The 16,657-nt window shown below is 43.5% G+C and carries 11 protein-coding genes; 3 read left to right on the plus strand and 8 right to left on the minus strand.

Annotation, left to right across the window (positions count from 1 at the left end; all coding sequences use genetic code 11):
- The first annotated feature begins 146 nt into the window (after window positions 1-146).
- Window positions 147-314 carry a hypothetical protein gene (locus tag BIY37_RS13590; RefSeq protein ID WP_179129394.1) on the plus strand — a complete coding sequence of 56 codons (168 nt, stop codon included), beginning with the start codon at window positions 147-149 and terminating at the stop codon, window positions 312-314.
- Between the two features lie 51 nt (window positions 315-365).
- Here the strand turns inward: BIY37_RS13590 and ribD are convergent, their stop codons facing one another.
- The 8 genes from ribD to BIY37_RS11940 form a co-directional block, all read right to left on the minus strand.
- Window positions 366-1,481, minus strand: coding sequence for a bifunctional diaminohydroxyphosphoribosylaminopyrimidine deaminase/5-amino-6-(5-phosphoribosylamino)uracil reductase RibD (ribD, locus tag BIY37_RS11900; protein WP_070068065.1), 1,116 nt, complete (start codon window positions 1,479-1,481; stop codon window positions 366-368).
- Window positions 1,482-1,606: 125 nt separating this feature from the next.
- Entirely contained in the window at window positions 1,607-2,911 is a 1,305-nt protein-coding gene (gene aroA, locus BIY37_RS11905; protein ID WP_070068066.1) for a 3-phosphoshikimate 1-carboxyvinyltransferase, read from the minus strand.
- Between the two features lie 579 nt (window positions 2,912-3,490).
- Window positions 3,491-4,861, minus strand: a complete 1,371-nt coding sequence (locus tag BIY37_RS11910; protein WP_070068067.1) for a DUF4139 domain-containing protein — start codon at window positions 4,859-4,861, stop codon at window positions 3,491-3,493.
- A 92-nt stretch (window positions 4,862-4,953) separates the two neighbouring features.
- Window positions 4,954-6,234 carry an AmpG family muropeptide MFS transporter gene (locus BIY37_RS11915; protein ID WP_070068068.1) on the minus strand — a complete coding sequence of 427 codons (1,281 nt, stop codon included), beginning with the start codon at window positions 6,232-6,234 and terminating at the stop codon, window positions 4,954-4,956.
- Between the two features lie 701 nt (window positions 6,235-6,935).
- On the minus strand, window positions 6,936-8,447 hold the full coding sequence (locus tag BIY37_RS11920; RefSeq protein ID WP_070068069.1) for an amino acid permease: 1,512 nt from the start codon (window positions 8,445-8,447) through the stop codon (window positions 6,936-6,938).
- 81 nt (window positions 8,448-8,528) lie between these two features.
- The gene (locus BIY37_RS11925; protein WP_070068070.1) at window positions 8,529-9,758 is read right to left on the minus strand and encodes a bifunctional 3,4-dihydroxy-2-butanone-4-phosphate synthase/GTP cyclohydrolase II; all 1,230 of its coding nucleotides are present in this window, start codon (window positions 9,756-9,758) and stop codon (window positions 8,529-8,531) included.
- A 352-nt stretch (window positions 9,759-10,110) separates the two neighbouring features.
- Window positions 10,111-10,659, minus strand: coding sequence for a CDP-alcohol phosphatidyltransferase family protein (locus BIY37_RS11930; RefSeq protein ID WP_070068071.1), 549 nt, complete (start codon window positions 10,657-10,659; stop codon window positions 10,111-10,113).
- Window positions 10,660-10,960: 301 nt separating this feature from the next.
- The gene (locus tag BIY37_RS11940; protein WP_070068073.1) at window positions 10,961-11,911 is read right to left on the minus strand and encodes a GDP-mannose 4,6-dehydratase; all 951 of its coding nucleotides are present in this window, start codon (window positions 11,909-11,911) and stop codon (window positions 10,961-10,963) included.
- A gap of 255 nt (window positions 11,912-12,166) precedes the next feature.
- On the opposite strand from BIY37_RS11940, the gene carA reads away from it, so the two are divergent.
- Window positions 12,167-13,294 (plus strand): glutamine-hydrolyzing carbamoyl-phosphate synthase small subunit, encoded by a 1,128-nt coding sequence (gene carA, locus BIY37_RS11945; protein WP_070068074.1) that lies wholly within the window; start codon window positions 12,167-12,169, stop codon window positions 13,292-13,294.
- A gap of 61 nt (window positions 13,295-13,355) precedes the next feature.
- Window positions 13,356-16,628: a carbamoyl-phosphate synthase large subunit gene (gene carB / locus BIY37_RS11950; RefSeq protein ID WP_070068075.1), complete on the plus strand. Its 3,273-nt coding sequence runs from the start codon at window positions 13,356-13,358 to the stop codon at window positions 16,626-16,628.
- Window positions 16,629-16,657: the final 29 nt, after the last annotated feature.

A 16,657-nucleotide genomic window follows, 5' to 3' on the forward strand; every position in this document is an offset into this window, starting at 1 on the left:
ATAAATTTTGAAATGCAAGGTAAAAAATGTTAAATAATTTATTTAGTTTGATCTTGACATTAGGTAAGCCGAATATATAATTTTTTTGTTTTAATTATTTGCCTTTATTTTGCACTCCCAGGAAACAGGTAAGGAGAACGGAGAAAATGATTTTTGATGTAACCTATTCGACAGACAATCAACGAAAAAAAACGGAACGTCTTGCTTTTATTAAAGAGAGATACAAGAAGCTGGTGCTTGAACCAAGAAGAGAGATTGAGTTTGAAATTGAAAAAGCGTTAGATGACGAGGACGGCGATCTTGATAATTTATAACTACCGGTTACCTGGTCTCTCTTATTCCCCGACGTTCCTCTCCAGGCATTCTTAAGCATAAAAACCGTATTCCGGAACACCTTCAATAGCAGTATCATTTAAAAACCTTTTTATGCTAATCTCACGCAGTTTTACTGCTCTGCACATCATATCAACCCCTTTTCCAAGAACGGGAGGCAATGCACCTTCACCACCGATAATAACGGGGGCAATAAATACGATAATTTTATCTGCCAAATGACCTTCGATCATCGAGGTAATAATTCTGCTCCCACCCTCCACAAGGATATTGGTCAATTTCATCTCCCCGAGATAACGGAAGAAGTCGTGTAAGTCTACACGACCACTTATATCCTTCGTTTGAATTATTTTACAGCCTACTTGCTTTAACCTCTCAATGCGCTCCTGAGGTGCATTCATGGTAACAGCAACAATGATTTCGCATTCGCTGATTGTCTTAATAAGCCGGGAAGATAACGGCAGGATAGCATTGCCATCGACAATGATCCTTCTCGGATTTCTTCCCCCTTTTAAACGGCAGGTCAACAAAGGATCATCGCGAATTACGGTGTTGATTCCCACGACAATTCCGTCCATCCATCCGCGTATCTTATGCACATACGCACGCGACTCCTCAGACGTAATCCACCGGGAGTCCCCTCCGTGTGTGGCAATCTTACCATCGAGTGACATCGCCCATTTTACAATAATGTAAGGGAGTCCTGTTTGCATCAATTTAAAAAAAGGGGCATTCAGCTTTTTAGCCTGCGATTCCATAACACCCAATCTTACTTCAATCCCTGCCTCTTTCAATTTTTGCATCCCCTTGCCAGAAGTAACAGGATTGGGATCAATAATCGGTATTATTACCTTTGTAATTCCAGCCTTTATGATGGCATCAACACATGGCGCAGTCTTACCATAATGTGCACAGGGCTCCATGGAGATATAGAGTGTCGATCCCTTACAGTTTTCTCCCCCCTCATTGATCGCATGTATCTCAGCATGCGCTCCGCCAAAAATCTGGTGATACCCTTTTCCTATAATCTCACCATTTTTTATCAGCACTGCCCCCACCATGGGATTGGGCTCTACCTTTCCACGCGCTTTTTCTGCCAATTCCAAGGCAAGCATCATATATTTTTCATCGGTATCAGGCGCAGTCATAGGATTTTATGAAATATCTTTGCTTCATTATCAACGACCACAGAGTTTACAAAACACGATACCATCTGACGGATACAAAATACTATGAATTCTTTAGCAGGAGAGTCTGTTACACACCAGATGCTCTAAATATGCAGATTAACGGTGTCAGGGTTTATTTTTCCACTCCGTAAGGCTTCTAACTTCTGAAAATAATCGGGAAACGTCTTTGCAACACACTCGGGATTTTTGATGGCAATACCAGATGCGCGCAGTCCAATTAACGCAAAACTCATAGCCATCCTGTGATCATCATAGGTTTCTATCACGGCCGGACATGGTGGAGACGGTTCAATTTCAAAACCATCCTCATATTCCAACGCAGAAATCCTCAATCTTCGTAATTCATTTACCACCGCAGCAATCCGGTCGGTTTCCTTGATGCGCATATTTTTTACATTACGGACCCGTGTCTTCCCCTGTGCAAATACCGATACCGCAGCAAGGGTCTGGGCGACATCCGGCATATCACCCATGTCGACGTCTATGCCATGTAGCGTCCCGCCCTGTACCTCAGTCCAGTTGCTGCCCATCGCAACCTTGCAACCCATACTTTTTAAAACATCCACAAAATGAATGTCACCTTGCAAGGAATTGTTTCCAATGCCCTCAACTCTTACTTTACCGCCGGTAATAGCGGCAGCGGCAAAAAAATATGAAGCAGCCGATGCGTCCCCCTCTACTTCATAATGCCTCGCATGGTAATGCTGTCCGGATTTTACCACGAACATTTTATATTCATGGTTCTCCACATTTACCCCAAACTGGCGCATCAGTGCCACCGTCATATCCACATACCGTTTTGAAACCAGATTGCCCTTCACTTCAACAATTACATCCTTTTTTGCATAGGGAGATGTCATCAATAAAGCGCTGAAATATTGACTGCTCAAATCACCTTTTACCACGGCGAATCCTCCCTGCAATCCTTTCCCGTGGATCAACACCGGCGGACAACCATCATGGTTTTTTGACACGACATCCGCCCCCAATTGCCTTAAACCATCAAGCAAATCCTGTATAGGCCTTTGTCGCATGCGCACCACGCCGTCTATTTCATACTCCCCGTTGCCCAGGGTCAACATAGCTGTCAAAAATCTCATCGCAGTCCCTGCATTCCCAACGAACAAATTTGCCCGTTTTACAGGAATAATCCCTCTTTTCCCTTGTATCACAAACCTGTTGGCATTTTGTCGCTCCTCGATGGGGATCCCCAATGTATTTAAGCTGGATGCCATGTATTTGGTATCATCGCTAAAAAGAGCATTGGTAATCGTGGATTCTCCGTCAGCCAATGCCGCCGTAATAAACGCACGGTTTGTATAACTCTTCGAGCCAGGAACCGTGATAACTGCATCAATTGTTCCGACTATAGGTTTTATCTCTATCACCTTAAGACTTTCCTGCAAAAATAATAACCCATATTTTCAACAATATACATGAACCATTATTACAAGCATCGGCGAAGCAATGCTGGTATGAAATTGATTTGTTGCACTGTTCTTTGTAATGACAACTCATTTTTCAGGTGGACAGGCTGATCACTATTATTGTCGAGTCTGGTGTGCATGGCAGCGTTTTAATCACGCCCTTGGCAACTTCGTCTCCCTGTATTCTCCATTTTGCGGCTTGATTATAAGCTGGCTCATAATTTCCGTATGTTGAAATATCTGGTAATGCTGAATATTTCGACGAGTTCCCCTGTCAAAACAACATGAATCCAAACGTCAAAAAAGAGTCTGGAATCATAGACGGGAAATTTCTTGCATCAGAGCGCTCTGAAATATCAGATATCAAATCTATTTCACGAAATTCATACTTCAACTCTGTCAGGGTTTGAAACCCTGACAGAGTTTATTTTATTCATATCTTTGCTAAATCTTTACGAAGTCCTTCCCTCGTAAATTCGGAACAGATCCAACCCTCTCAGTTGAGAAATTGCAGAAGCAAGATGGTCCTGTGCAGCCCGACTACCAGCGATATAAGACTGTGTATTTTACAACGGTCTCTGCATCCTTCTTCACCGGTATTACAAATTCGATAGTGCGGGCGTCCTTTTTATTATAGGCATGAGATGATTCTCGTATTTCCCAGTCACCCCAGAGATGCTCCGTTACTAATACTTCAATGTCCTCTTTTTTATGATTGCGCAATTTGATTTCCCATGTTTCTTCCCGAGCCCGGTCGCCCAATTGTTTATTGCTCGTTTGTTTTCGTTCCCCTACCACATCAAAGGCATCTCCGACATATAAACGGATTTTTTCATCCTTCGGGGTATGGTCGATCTGATCTTCTCCAACAAAAATCTGCGATTGATCCTCGTCTGACTTATAGACTCGCACCTTCCCCGCAGGAATAGGGAGTCCCAGCCCATTTTTTTCAGAATTTTCAAATTCTAATTTTACATTAATTTTCTTTTCGTTTTTCGATCCGTCATATTCATAAATCTTTTTCACAGGTGTTGTGGCCGTGGGGAAAAGCGAGAGCTGTTTTATCTGGTTATTTTTAATTGTAGCAACACGTTGGAGCGTATAGAGATGGTATTCGAAAAATGCTTTTTCCTCAAATTGTCTGACCGATGCGGCCTTCGCCATTACCCGCTCCTCATACTCCGCGTAACGTGGTAACGGCGGAGATACCCGATGGACATCACCGGCTATCAATTTTAGCCTGGCGTTCTCGTAATCGGTACCCGATTGATTATCAACGGAAACCCATGCAGACAAATCTAGTTTTGTATCATCATGGTTTACCAGAGCAACGTATTCTGCATGCCAACCAATCCCTTCCGTTACATAGCTCGTTTCCATATGATGCTTACCGCTTTTTTCGCTCGAGAGATACCACACCAGAGTTGGGCGGGTGATTAAACCTGCAGGCAGCTTGGGAAAGTCAATATTCTGAATGTTCGCCATTGCAATGGCTTGAATTCCGCCATCCTTTTTCTCAAGAACCACGTTTCCACCGACGCTCAGTAACTTTCCCTCAAAAATCTTGCCCTCTTTGGTAAAGAGCTGAACAGCCTGATCGATATATTTCTGCAATATTTTTTCTGCACTCACCAGGTCATATTCATAGTTCTGTTCGAGAATTGCAACCTGATCAGTAGCTGTCAGTGATTTAAAATGGACTGAAGTGGGATCGATCTTTGAGGCGACGTCTGTAAAACGAATCTCTTGAGTACCAGCCTTTAACTCCATCTCACGAACGTCGCGAACGAGACCGAAATTATTCTGATAGATAGTAATGGATACTTGTTTCTCCTGCGCCGTAGAATCGGCATTCAAAACCAGAAAAAGCGCCAAACCGGATAAAAGGACACCGAGAATCTTTTTTTTCATTTTACCGCCCCTCCCTTGTTAAATACTGTAAATGCATATCACAAACTCCCCGACAAAATGACATTGTAATGCTAATTGAAACGGATAGCAAGTTAAGATTCAGCCGAAAACTCCCTGTTTGTCTGAGAAATGTTTGTTCCATGAAAAGAACGCATTCCATCCTGCCATACCCTGAACCGAAAAAGAAATGCTAGACCGGGAATCGCCGCTAACGTACAAAAGACAAAAAAATAAACCCAACCAATCCTCTCTGCTAAAAAACCTGTTGGAGCAGAAACAATCACCCGCGGAATACCCATAAGACTGCTTAAAAGTGCGTATTGCGTAGCAGTAAACTTTTTATTGCAAAGGCTTGCCATAAACGCCGTAAAAGCCGCGGTACCCATACCGCTGGTTAAATTTTCAAAGGTAACCGTAGCCGTCAATACGGAGCTATAGGCACCCAGAGAAGCAAGTGCAGAAAAGGAAAGGGTTGATACTGCCTGAAGGATTCCAAAGATCCAGAGTCCTTTACAAAGCCCAAGCCTTATCAAGAGGACACCGCCGGCGAGACCTCCTGCGATCGTGGCAAATATTCCAAAGGTCTTTACCACAGCAGCCAGTTCCGTTTTGGTAAATCCCATCTTTAAAATAAACGGGATTGTCATGCTGTTTGCCATAACATCGCCAATTTTATAAAAGAGAATGAAAGCCAAAATCTCAAAGGCCCCTGCCCGCTTAAAGTAATCAAAAAAAGGACCAACAACCGCTTCGTGAAGGGATTTTGGAGAAATCACTTGTCCTCCAGTATTCGGTGCCAAACAGGTAGTAACGATACCGATAAGAAGCGAGATAGCCAGCAGCAGATACACGTAATGCCAGGGAATATGGTCCGCAAGAAACAGGGCAAACGCCCCGGAGATGAGCATGCCTATGCGATAACCATTTACAGCCAGAGAAGAGCCTAAACCCAATTCTTCCTCCCGTAAAAGCTCACGCCGATATGCATCAACAACAATATCCTGGCTTGCACTGAAAAAAGACACGAGCGCTGCAAGAATGGCCACAATCCAAGGGGATTGAGCGGGTCTCACCAGAGAAAAGGCGCCAACGGCAAACATTAGAAGAATTTGGAAGATCAGCATCCATCCACGTCGCCTCCCCAAAAATGGAGGGAGATAGCGATCCATAAATGGCGCCCAGAGGAACTTAACCGTGTAGGGAAGCCCCACGAGAGAAAACAAGCCAATTACGGCAAGATCAACCTTTTCATCGGTCATCCATGCCTGAAGGGTGGAACCTGTAACGAGGAGGGGAATACCTGAGCTTACTCCCAAAAAGAACGTAACCAGCATCCGCCAGTTGAAGATACTCCGTAAGATAGAGACCTGCATGTTAATTATTGGATGATATTTTTGCTCGTATAATCTTTAGGTCAAGCTTTTTAGCCATGTTTTTGTTATCTTACGAGTTTTTTAATAAGCTCATGTGCAGAAAGAGTTTTCGTGCCATAGCCAGTGTAACATCTTTTATTCTTTAGCGCCGACAAGCAAGCAGTTCCACTTCCTTAAAATGGATCAAGAACTACGTCTCTTTTCAAACAAAAGCTTCTTTCGTGCTTCCTTCAATAGCTTTTTGATATGCCCTGCTGCTCAACAAACAGCTTTAGCAATAGGACAAAGAGTTCTCTGGCGTTCTAAGGATGAAAAGCAAATTGCACTGTACCGTCACAAGTCACTCTTATCCAACTCCGCCAGCAACCCATTTTGTTTTTCCATTTGGGCATATTTTCTTGCCAGTTTGTTATGATGTCTACCGTAGACGGCATGTATAATAGTGCCAGCGTCAACCATGCAACAAGTCTTCATTGCGGGTTCAGGTTTGTAATCTGAATCCCAGATTTCACCCGTTATAAAATATTCGAATTCACACTACAAATTCGATTCCGCAAAGTGTATGTCTCGTGGCGATCTTATTTTTGCGATTTGTTTTTTCATTCACCAAGCAAGGCACGGACAAACAAGTTTGTCCATATCACCCTTTAATTACTGAAATTCCTGAACGTCAAGAGCGGAGGGCATATTACCATACGATCCTACAGATAACTCTTGTTTAACTCCATAAGTGCTTCGTTTTTCTTCACCACAAGGGCGTGTTTCCTTGCCAGTTTGCTATAACGTCTTCCGTAGGCGGCATAAATAATGGCGCCGAGCGCCAGCCATATAATAAGCCTGAGCCAGGTGGAGAATTCGAGCCGTATCATCATGTATCCGCAGGAGAGAATGCCCAAAACAGGTATTACCGGCACGAAGGGACACTTAAATGCACGGGGATGATGGGGGTCCTTAATACGCAGGATAATGACCGCGGCACTGACGAGACAAAAGGCAAGGAGTGTCCCGATATTGACCAGTTTTGCAATCTCCTCTATAGGAAAGCAACTGGCGGTAAGTGCAACGCAGACTCCGACAATGATGGTAGAAACGTGGGGGGTACCAAACCTGGGATGGACGGCTGCGAAGATTCGTTCAGGCAGGAGGCCATCTCCGGCTATGGACCAGAATATCCTGGATTGACTTAAGAGTAATACCAGAAGCACACTCGTCAGCCCGGCTACGGCACCAACCGAAATAAAAAAAGATACCTTGGTCAGCCCATATCGGGTAAAGGCATCCGCCAGAGGGGCGTCAATGTTAATATTTTTGTAATAAACCATCCCGGTAAGGACGGCTGTAACGGCAATATATAACAGGGTACACAGAACTAATGATACAATGATACCTATCGGCAGATCCCTCTTCGGATTTTGTGCCTCCTGTGCAGTGGTTGAAACTGCATCAAAGCCGATATAGGCAAAAAATACGTAAGCAGCACCTTTTCCGATACCGCCAATACCGAAAGGCGCAAAGGCGCTAAAATTACTGCCCCAGTTGTCCTCCTTCACGTAAAACCATCCAACACAAATCACCAGGAGAATTACCGCCAGTTTTACTCCCACGATGATGCTGTTGAAACGGGCGCTTTCCTTTATGCCAATAACGAGCAGGGTCGTAATAGCAACGATAATTAATGCAGCAGGTAAATTGAATACAATAGGAATACCATAAAAACAGGGAACACTTTGAGTAAAGAGGTCTCCGGCCTGACGAGACAACGTCCAATAGTCATTGATAAGCCATGAAGGAATATGAAGGCCAAAGGTTTCTAATAATTTTACAAAATAGTGTGACCACCCTACAGCAACAAGGCTTGAAGCAAGCGAATATTCCAGGATGAGATCCCATCCAATAATCCAGGCAAAAATTTCCCCAAGGGCTGCATAGGAATAAGTATAAGCGCTGCCTGCCAACGGGATCATCGAAGCGAATTCAGCATAACAGAGGGCAACAAAAATACAGGCAAGACCAGAAAGAACAAAAGAAAGGACTAAACTGGGACCGGCAAATTCTTTGGCTGCCAGACCGGTTAAAACAAAGATCCCGGCGCCAATGACAGCGCCGATTCCTAAGGCAATGAGTGAGAACGGGCCTAATACTCGTTTGAAATGATGATGATTTGATTCTTCGGAGAGGTCATTCAAGGCCTTTTTCGCGAATAATTTTTTCATCGTTTTCCGGAACATCCTTTAATCACAGAGGACACAGACAAATTCATTTGTCCGCGCCACCCCGCTACCGCCATATACGGCTTATATTTTTTCTATAAAGTGTCCTAATTTTTCCTTCTTTGTACGCAGGTAATCCTTGTTTTCATCTTTTGGCTCCATAACGATGGGTATCCGTTCCACAATTTCCAGACCATAACCGGCAAGAGCAGCAAACTTTTTCGGGTTATTGGTAAGTAGCCGCATCTTTGTTACCCCCAAGTCTCTGAGAATTTGCGCACCAATGCCATAATCGCGTTTGTCTGCGGGAAAACCAAGCCTTTCATTAGCCTCAACGGTATCGAGACCCTTTTCCTGTAACAGATAAGCATGTAATTTATTTTCCAGGCCAATCCCGCGACCCTCCTGCCTCATATACAGCAGGATGCCCTTTCCTGCCTCCTGTATGATCCTGAGGGCATTGTGCAACTGTTCTCCACAATCACACCGCAAAGAGCCAAAGATGTCTCCCGTCAGACATTCATCATGTACTCTTACTAGCACCGGCTCGTTATGTAAGGGAGAAGGGGCGTTTCCACTTTCACTGCCTACCCCTAAACACAGTGCCAGATGGAGATAGTCATCAACAAAGGAACGATAAAGATGAAGCGTAAAGTTCCCATAGACCGTAGGCAATTTTACCGTAACGCGTTTTTCGATGAGGCGCTCTTGTTCATGCCGAAACTTAATGAGATCAGCAATCGTGCAAATTTTAAGATGATGTTTATCAGCAAACTTCTTGAGATCAGGAAGTTTAGCCATATTTCCGTCTTCCGTCATAATCTCACAAATAACCGCGGCAGGTTTAAGACCAGCAATACGGGTAAGATCCACTGCGCCTTCGGTGTGTCCCGTCCGAACTAACACCCCGCCTCGTTGTGCTTTGAGCGGGAATACGTGACCCGGCCTCACAAGGTCATCAGCGGTTGCATTGTCTTCAATAGCAGTCAAAATCGTTGTGGTACGGTCTTTTGAAGATACCCCTGTTGTGATACCATTTCTCGCATCAATGGATACGGTAAAAGGTGTCTGAAAGTTTGATGTATTATGAGACACCATGGGCTGCAGATCGAGCTCTTCAGCCCGTTCTGCATGAATTGCAAGACAGATAATGCCTCGTGCATGGGTAAGCATAAAATTGATTACCTCTGGGGTGATCTTTTCTGCAGCAACGGTGATATCTCCTTCGTTTTCACGATTTGCGTCATCCACTAAAATGATCATTTTGCCGTTTTTCAGATCCTCTACGGTCTCTTGTATCGTATTAAATTGCATGAAGACCTCTCATAGTTCAAATTTCATTGAGTTCTCTTTAAAGTACAATTTAGTTTTTAAAAAAATTCGTGCACTTCTATGTAGTCAGCACGAAATAAAATACGGGGCACGAATGGTTTATCCCCCCATACAGGCCAAATACAAGAGGCCGATGTTATCTTTTTCAGAAAACTAAATTGTTACCCCTTCATAAGGATTCAACAATCGGTAGTCAACCCGTTCATAACAGAGAATACAGAATGTTGCAGACCGATCGATTCCGAAAATTTTTATGCACAAATAGTATTAAAAAAAGTGGTTAATGTAAAGCCTTTTTGTATAAATATAATACAGAAGGAATTGAGCGCAACCATCATAATTGTTTTACACCTCTGTATATATACAGAAGCCCGGAAGTGAAGGTCAAAATAACAACCAGCCACCAGATTGCAACAAGTACCGTCAAAGGAATAAGATTTCCCATAATTACGGATATGATAGCAATAATTTGAAAGGCCGTCGCAGCTTTACCCAACATTGTTGGCTGGCAGTCCATTCTACCGGTGATGATAAGCAAGGCAACCGTTCCAAACATAAGCACAAGATCTCTGCTAACAATCACAGTCATGATCCAATTGGGAAATCTTGGTTCAGGCCATACTTGGTCGGAGGAAAGTATGATACAAGAAACCATCAGGACGAGTTTGTCTGCGACTGGATCCAGATACCTTCCCAAATTTGTTATTTCATTTCTCCTTCGTGCAAAGTAACCATCCAGCATATCGCTTAGACCAATCATTATCATGATAAGAAGACAAGCATATCGATAATGATTGTTATGTTGTACTTGCATTATGCAAAATACCAGGGGTGGGATAAAAAATATTCTGCTCAGACTGATTTTGTTAGAGAGGTTAAGCATGAAAAACCTCCTGAATGTGATTTTATAACGACGCATAGTCGCGCTCAAATTTATCATCCCACATTCCTCTTCAATAAAGATGGCGCTTCATGATGAATCTTCAGTGTGAAATTTTCGGCTACGTTTACGCCAAGAGCGCAGACAATCACTCCGCTGAATGACATAAGGCGGCAAAATGTGTCTGCACAAAAACGGAAAATGGGATAAAGAAAATTGCATACTGAAACACTATGATAAACCACGGTTTGCATCGTAAGAGTTCCAGCCATGATACCTTTTTTTGAAGAAGAGATCTGTCCTTTTATTTTTTACGCCCTTTATACCAAGCTATGAACAAGCAGATACCCTGCTCAATCGGTATTTCCGGTTTGTAATGTAAAAACTGCTCCGCTTTCTTTATATCTGCATAAGTCCTGTGTACATCTCCTGGCTGCTCCGGAAGTTTTTTAATCTTCGCTTTTTTGCCTAATTCCTGTTCTATGAGTTCAACAAGCCTTGCCAACCGAATGGGAATTGAATTGCCTAAATTAATAATCTCGAAAGTAAATTGTCTTTTCACGACAGACACAATCCCGCTGATAATGTCAGAAACAAAAGTATAATCCCTCTGTGTCGTTCCGTCACCATACATAGGGATCAACTGATCATGATCGATGAGTTCCGTGAATTTACGTATGGCAAGGTCCGGTCGTTGTCGCGGTCCGTAAACCGTGAAAAATCGCAGACAGACGACTGGTATTTTATAGAGGTGATGATAATTATAACAGTAAAGTTCTCCCGCCCGTTTGGTTGCTGCGTAAGGAGATATCGGCTCGTTTACCGCATCGTCTTCTGAAAACGGGATTTTTTTATTATTCCCGTAAACAGAAGAAGACGAACCAAAGATAAATTGTTTGATCTTATATATCCGGGAGAGTTCGAGCAGATTTAAAGTGCCCCTGCAATTAACTTCTTCGTAGAGCAAGGGACGTTCAATAGATGGCCTCACCCCGGCATAGGCCGCTAAATGAATAATTTTTTCAATACCGTGCTTCTCAAATATTTCCCGGCATGAAGCGGTATTACATATATCTGTTTCATATAACGTTAAATTTGGATTACCCATAACAGCAGAAAGATTTTCCCGTTTATATGCGGGTAGATAGAAATCGTTGAAGTTATCGATGATGACTACCTGTTCACCTTCAGATAACAATCTTTCTACCACATGAGAACCAATAAAACCAGCACCACCCGTAACGAGAATTGTCATTATATAATTGTCCTTTCATGCCACCAAGGTATTGTGTATTAAAATTTAATATAGCAAAGGCATTGTCTTAGTCAAGTGAAAAACAACTTTAACTTGACACGTTTAACTTTTATGTGTACGATTTATCGACTTTAAAATGGCTACCAGAATACAAAGGCAACGAAGAAACATTGGTCGCACGACCACTCGTCACCAGTCTCTGTGATTTTGTGGCATATGGTCATATATTTTCCTTTATAATTCTAAAAGTACTTTATGGATAAAAAACGGGCAATCCTTGTCCTGGCAGACGGAACAAGTTTTAAAGGATACTCCTTAGGTGCCTCTGGCGAGACGACCGGCGAAGTCGTTTTTAACACGAGCATGATGGGATATCAGGAAATCCTCACCGATCCATCATACAAAGGTCAAATGGTAGTTATGACCTATCCCATGATTGGCAATTACGGGATTAATGAAAAAGATTACGAGTCCCGTACCCCCTTTTTAGAAGGTTTTATTATTAAAGAATATAGCCCTTTCCCCAGCAATTGGCGTTCACAAACAAGTCTGGATGTCTTTCTGAAAAGTAAAAAAGTTGTCGGTATCCAGGGAATTGATACCAGGGAACTGACGAGGCGTTTACGAGATTTCGGAGCTCAGCGGGGTGTTGTTTCTACTGAGGACTTTGACGTTTCGCGACTCACCAAAAAGGCAAATTCATCTTCTGGATTAGATGGCAAAGACCTCGTAAAGGAAGTTACGTGCAATGATTTGTATGAATGGAAAGATCTTGATACAGACACGAAAAAACCAAAAAGATTCACCGTTATTGTCTACGACTGTGGCGTAAAATATAATATTCTGAGAAAACTGAGCAGCGCCCGTTGCTCGGTGATGGTAGTTCCTGCAAAAACAAAGTTCCAGGCCGTATTGGACATGAATCCCGACGGCATCGTCCTTTCCAATGGTCCCGGCGACCCCGCAGGCGTTCCTTATATGATTGAAAACATTAGAGGCTTGCTGGGAAAAAAGCCAGTATTTGGCATTTGTCTTGGTCATCAATTGCTGGCGCTTGCGTTAGGGCTGAATACCTACAAGCTGAAATTTGGTCACCACGGAGGAAACCAGCCTGTTGTGGATTTATCCACCGGAAAAGTGGAGATTACGGCACAGAATCATAATTTCGCTGTAACATCACCGCAGGAAGGAGCGGTACATAAAAGCCCGTACGGAAACGTGGAAATTACCCACATCAATCTTAATGACAAATCGGTAGAGGGATTGAAATGCCACTCGATACCAGCCTTTTCAGTCCAATATCATCCCGAAGCATCACCCGGTCCTCACGACTCTGGCTATTTGTTTGAGCGACTTATTGAGATGATGGAACACAAGAGCTAATGTTAATTAGAGAGACTGTATAACTTGGAGTTAAAAGTTATAAATTAGAATTAAATAAACTATGCCCAAGAGAAAAGATATACAAAAAATTATGATCATCGGCTCAGGTCCGATTGTCATAGGTCAAGCCTGTGAATTTGACTATTCTGGCACACAAGCATGCAAGGCACTCCGTGAAGAGGGATACGAGGTTGTTTTAGTGAACAGCAATCCCGCCACCATTATGACAGACCCGGAAATTGCTGATAAGACGTATATCGAACCGATAACGACGGAAATGGTGGCAAAGATCATTGCAAAGGAACGCCCGCAGGCAATACTCCCGACCCTGGGTGGACAGACCGGTTTAAATACCGCTGTGAGTCTTGCAGAAAAAGGGATCCTGGATGAATACCAGGTAGAGTTAATCGGTGCCAAGCTGAATGCGATCAAGAAGGCGGAGGACAGGTCGCTCTTTAAGTCCGCGATGAAGCAGATTGGCATTGCAGTCCCTGAAAGCGCTTATGTGCGTTCGTACGATGAGGCAATGAAGATCATAGAAACAATAGGCTTCCCCGCCATCATCAGGCCTTCTTTCACCCTGGCGGGCACCGGTGGCAATGCGGCATACAATATCGAAGAATACCAGGAATATATCAAGGTGGCACTGGAAGCCAGTCCTGTCCATGAGGTGCTGGTGGAGCGTTCTGTACTGGGCTGGAAAGAATATGAACTTGAGGTGATGCGCGACATAAAAGACAATGTGGTTATCATCTGCTCCATTGAAAATTTTGATCCCATGGGTGTGCATACCGGTGACAGCATAACGGTTGCTCCTGCTCAGACACTCACAGATGTCGAATATCAAATAATGCGGAATGCGGCAATAAAGGTCATCCGGGAGATTGGAGTGGAAACCGGTGGATCAAATATCCAGTTTGCTGTTAATCCGGAAAATGGGGAAATGCTGGCGATAGAAATGAATCCCAGGGTTTCAAGAAGTTCTGCACTGGCTTCAAAGGCTACAGGTTTTCCTATTGCCAAGATTGCTGCAAAATTGGCCGTTGGTTATACCCTTGACGAAATTCCAAATGACATCACTCGTTATACCCCAGCCTGTTTTGAGCCAACCATTGATTATTGTGTTGTAAAAATACCAAGATTTAATTTTGAAAAATTCCCCGATACGGATCAAACTCTTACCATCCACATGAAATCTGTTGGAGAGGTAATGGCCATCGGACGTACCTTCAAAGAGGCCATTGGCAAAGCTATCCGTTCCTTAGAATCAGGCCGTTACGGATTTGATTCCTTATGGCCATCTGGAAGTGAAAAATGGTCCACGGAACAAAAATACGAGTTCTTGAGAGGAAAACTCATAACTCCGAATCCCGACAGACTCTGGCATATTGCCGATGCGATCAGGTATGGCATAGAGCTGGAGGAAATTTTTAAATGGACTCACATCGACCGATGGTTTCTTTACAACATAAAGCAGGTGCTCGATATAGAAGCAGAAATAAAACGGTACTGTGTGAAAGATCCCCATACTTCACAAACCAATAATCTATTTGCAATGGATACGGACACGCTTGCAGTAGCCAAACAATCGGGCTATTCAGATAGATATCTTGCATCCTTGTGTGGAGTTGATGAGAAGACAATACGGACATATCGTCAAAAGAATGCGGTAAAACCTGTCTTCAAACATGTAGATACCTGCGCAGCGGAATTTAAGGCTTTTACCCCCTATTTGTATTCCACGTATGAAAGTGCTTGTGAAGCAGAATCAACCCGGAAAAAAAAGATACTTATCCTTGGAAGCGGTCCCAATCGCATTGGGCAGGGTATTGAGTTCGATTACTGTTGTGTACACGGGGTCTTTGCATTAAAAGAATTGGGCTACGAAACCATCATGGTTAATTGTAATCCTGAGACGGTAAGTACGGATTACGATACCTCAGACCGTCTTTATTTTGAACCACTCACTCTGGAAGACATCCTTGAAATTGTTACACGGGAAAAGCCAGAAGGTGTTATTGTACAATTTGGCGGACAAACTCCTTTAAAGCTGGCTATCCCCCTGGAAAAAGAAGGGGTAAAAATCCTTGGAACATCTCCGGAAAATATTGATATTGCGGAAGACCGGGAACGGTTTGCAGCTCTGTTAAACCGGTTACATTTAAGACAACCTGACAACGGATGCGCCCGTTCAGCCAGCGAGGCAAAAGGTATTGCCTCCAGAATAGGTTATCCGGTACTCCTGCGCCCTTCCTATGTACTGGGGGGAAGGGCTATGAGGATTGTTTACGATGAAGCTGGTGTGGAGGAATATATTGCTCATGCAACACATGTTTCGCCGGAACACCCTGTTTTAATTGACCGGTTTTTAGAAGACGCTATAGAAGTCGATGTAGATGCGATCTGCGACGGAAACGAAGTGTTCATCGGAGGCATCATGGAACACATAGAGGAAGCGGGCATCCATTCAGGAGATAGCGCCTGCTCGCTTCCACCGTATTCCATCAGTCCCGAGATTATGAATGAATTAAAAAAACAAACCCAAATCATCGCTCTGGCATTGAACGTCATTGGTCTCATCAATATACAATATGCGGTTAAAGATAATGTCGTATATGTTCTGGAGGTCAACCCCCGCGCATCAAGAACCGTACCTTTTGTGAGCAAAGCGATCGGTGTTCCACTGGCAAAGATTGCAACACAGGTGATCATGGGAAAAAAACTCTGCAGTTTAAACTGCTCTGAGAACTCGAGACTAAAACACATTGCCATCAAGGAAGCGGTGTTTCCTTTTATCAAGTTTAAGGGAGTAGATACTATCCTGGGGCCGGAGATGAAATCAACAGGGGAGGTCATGGGAATAGATAAAGACTTTGGCCGTGCCTATGCAAAATCCCAAATGGCTGCTGACAGCAGCCTTCCACTAAAGGGCACGGTTTTCATAAGCGTGAGAGACAGGGACAAAACGCTCATCATTCCCATCGCAAAAAAACTTTCACAAATGGGTTTCGGGCTGGTTGCTACCGGTGGCACTGCGAAAGTGTTTAATGAAAACAATATCCCCGTCACGCCCGTCTTAAAAGTAATTGAAGGGCGCCCCAATATTGTCGATCATATCAAAAGCAACGAAATCCAGCTCGTTATCAATACCACAGAAGGTAAAGCCGCCCAGGAGGCCTCTTATTCCATCCGACGTACGGCGCTTGTTCACCGCGTCCCCTATTTTACAACACTCGCCGGCGCCACGGCGGCAACAAGGGCAATCGAAGCGCTGAGAGATGGAAACCTCGACGTGAAACCCATGCAGGAGTATTATACATTCAATTCAGTTTGATATTATTTCATGGATAAATCAATCATTTA

The organism is Candidatus Brocadia sapporoensis (assembly GCF_001753675.2).
Classification (GTDB): domain Bacteria; phylum Planctomycetota; class Brocadiia; order Brocadiales; family Brocadiaceae; genus Brocadia; species Brocadia sapporoensis.

What these genes read in the sequence shown, in the direction of transcription:
- carA (WP_070068074.1), top strand. Translation starts at nt 12,167, where the DNA reads ATGGATAAAAAACGGGCAATCCTTGTCCTGGCAGACGGAACAAGTTTT.
- BIY37_RS11930 (WP_070068071.1), bottom strand. Translation starts at nt 10,659, where the DNA reads ATGCTTAACCTCTCTAACAAAATCAGTCTGAGCAGAATATTTTTTATC.
- ribD (WP_070068065.1), bottom strand. Translation starts at nt 1,481, where the DNA reads ATGACTGCGCCTGATACCGATGAAAAATATATGATGCTTGCCTTGGAA.
- BIY37_RS13590 (WP_179129394.1), top strand. Translation starts at nt 147, where the DNA reads ATGATTTTTGATGTAACCTATTCGACAGACAATCAACGAAAAAAAACG.
- BIY37_RS11925 (WP_070068070.1), bottom strand. Translation starts at nt 9,758, where the DNA reads ATGCAATTTAATACGATACAAGAGACCGTAGAGGATCTGAAAAACGGC.
- BIY37_RS11920 (WP_070068069.1), bottom strand. Translation starts at nt 8,447, where the DNA reads ATGAAAAAATTATTCGCGAAAAAGGCCTTGAATGACCTCTCCGAAGAA.
- BIY37_RS11915 (WP_070068068.1), bottom strand. Translation starts at nt 6,234, where the DNA reads ATGCAGGTCTCTATCTTACGGAGTATCTTCAACTGGCGGATGCTGGTT.
- BIY37_RS11940 (WP_070068073.1), bottom strand. Translation starts at nt 11,911, where the DNA reads ATGACAATTCTCGTTACGGGTGGTGCTGGTTTTATTGGTTCTCATGTG.
- carB (WP_070068075.1), top strand. Translation starts at nt 13,356, where the DNA reads ATGCCCAAGAGAAAAGATATACAAAAAATTATGATCATCGGCTCAGGT.
- BIY37_RS11910 (WP_070068067.1), bottom strand. Translation starts at nt 4,861, where the DNA reads ATGAAAAAAAAGATTCTCGGTGTCCTTTTATCCGGTTTGGCGCTTTTT.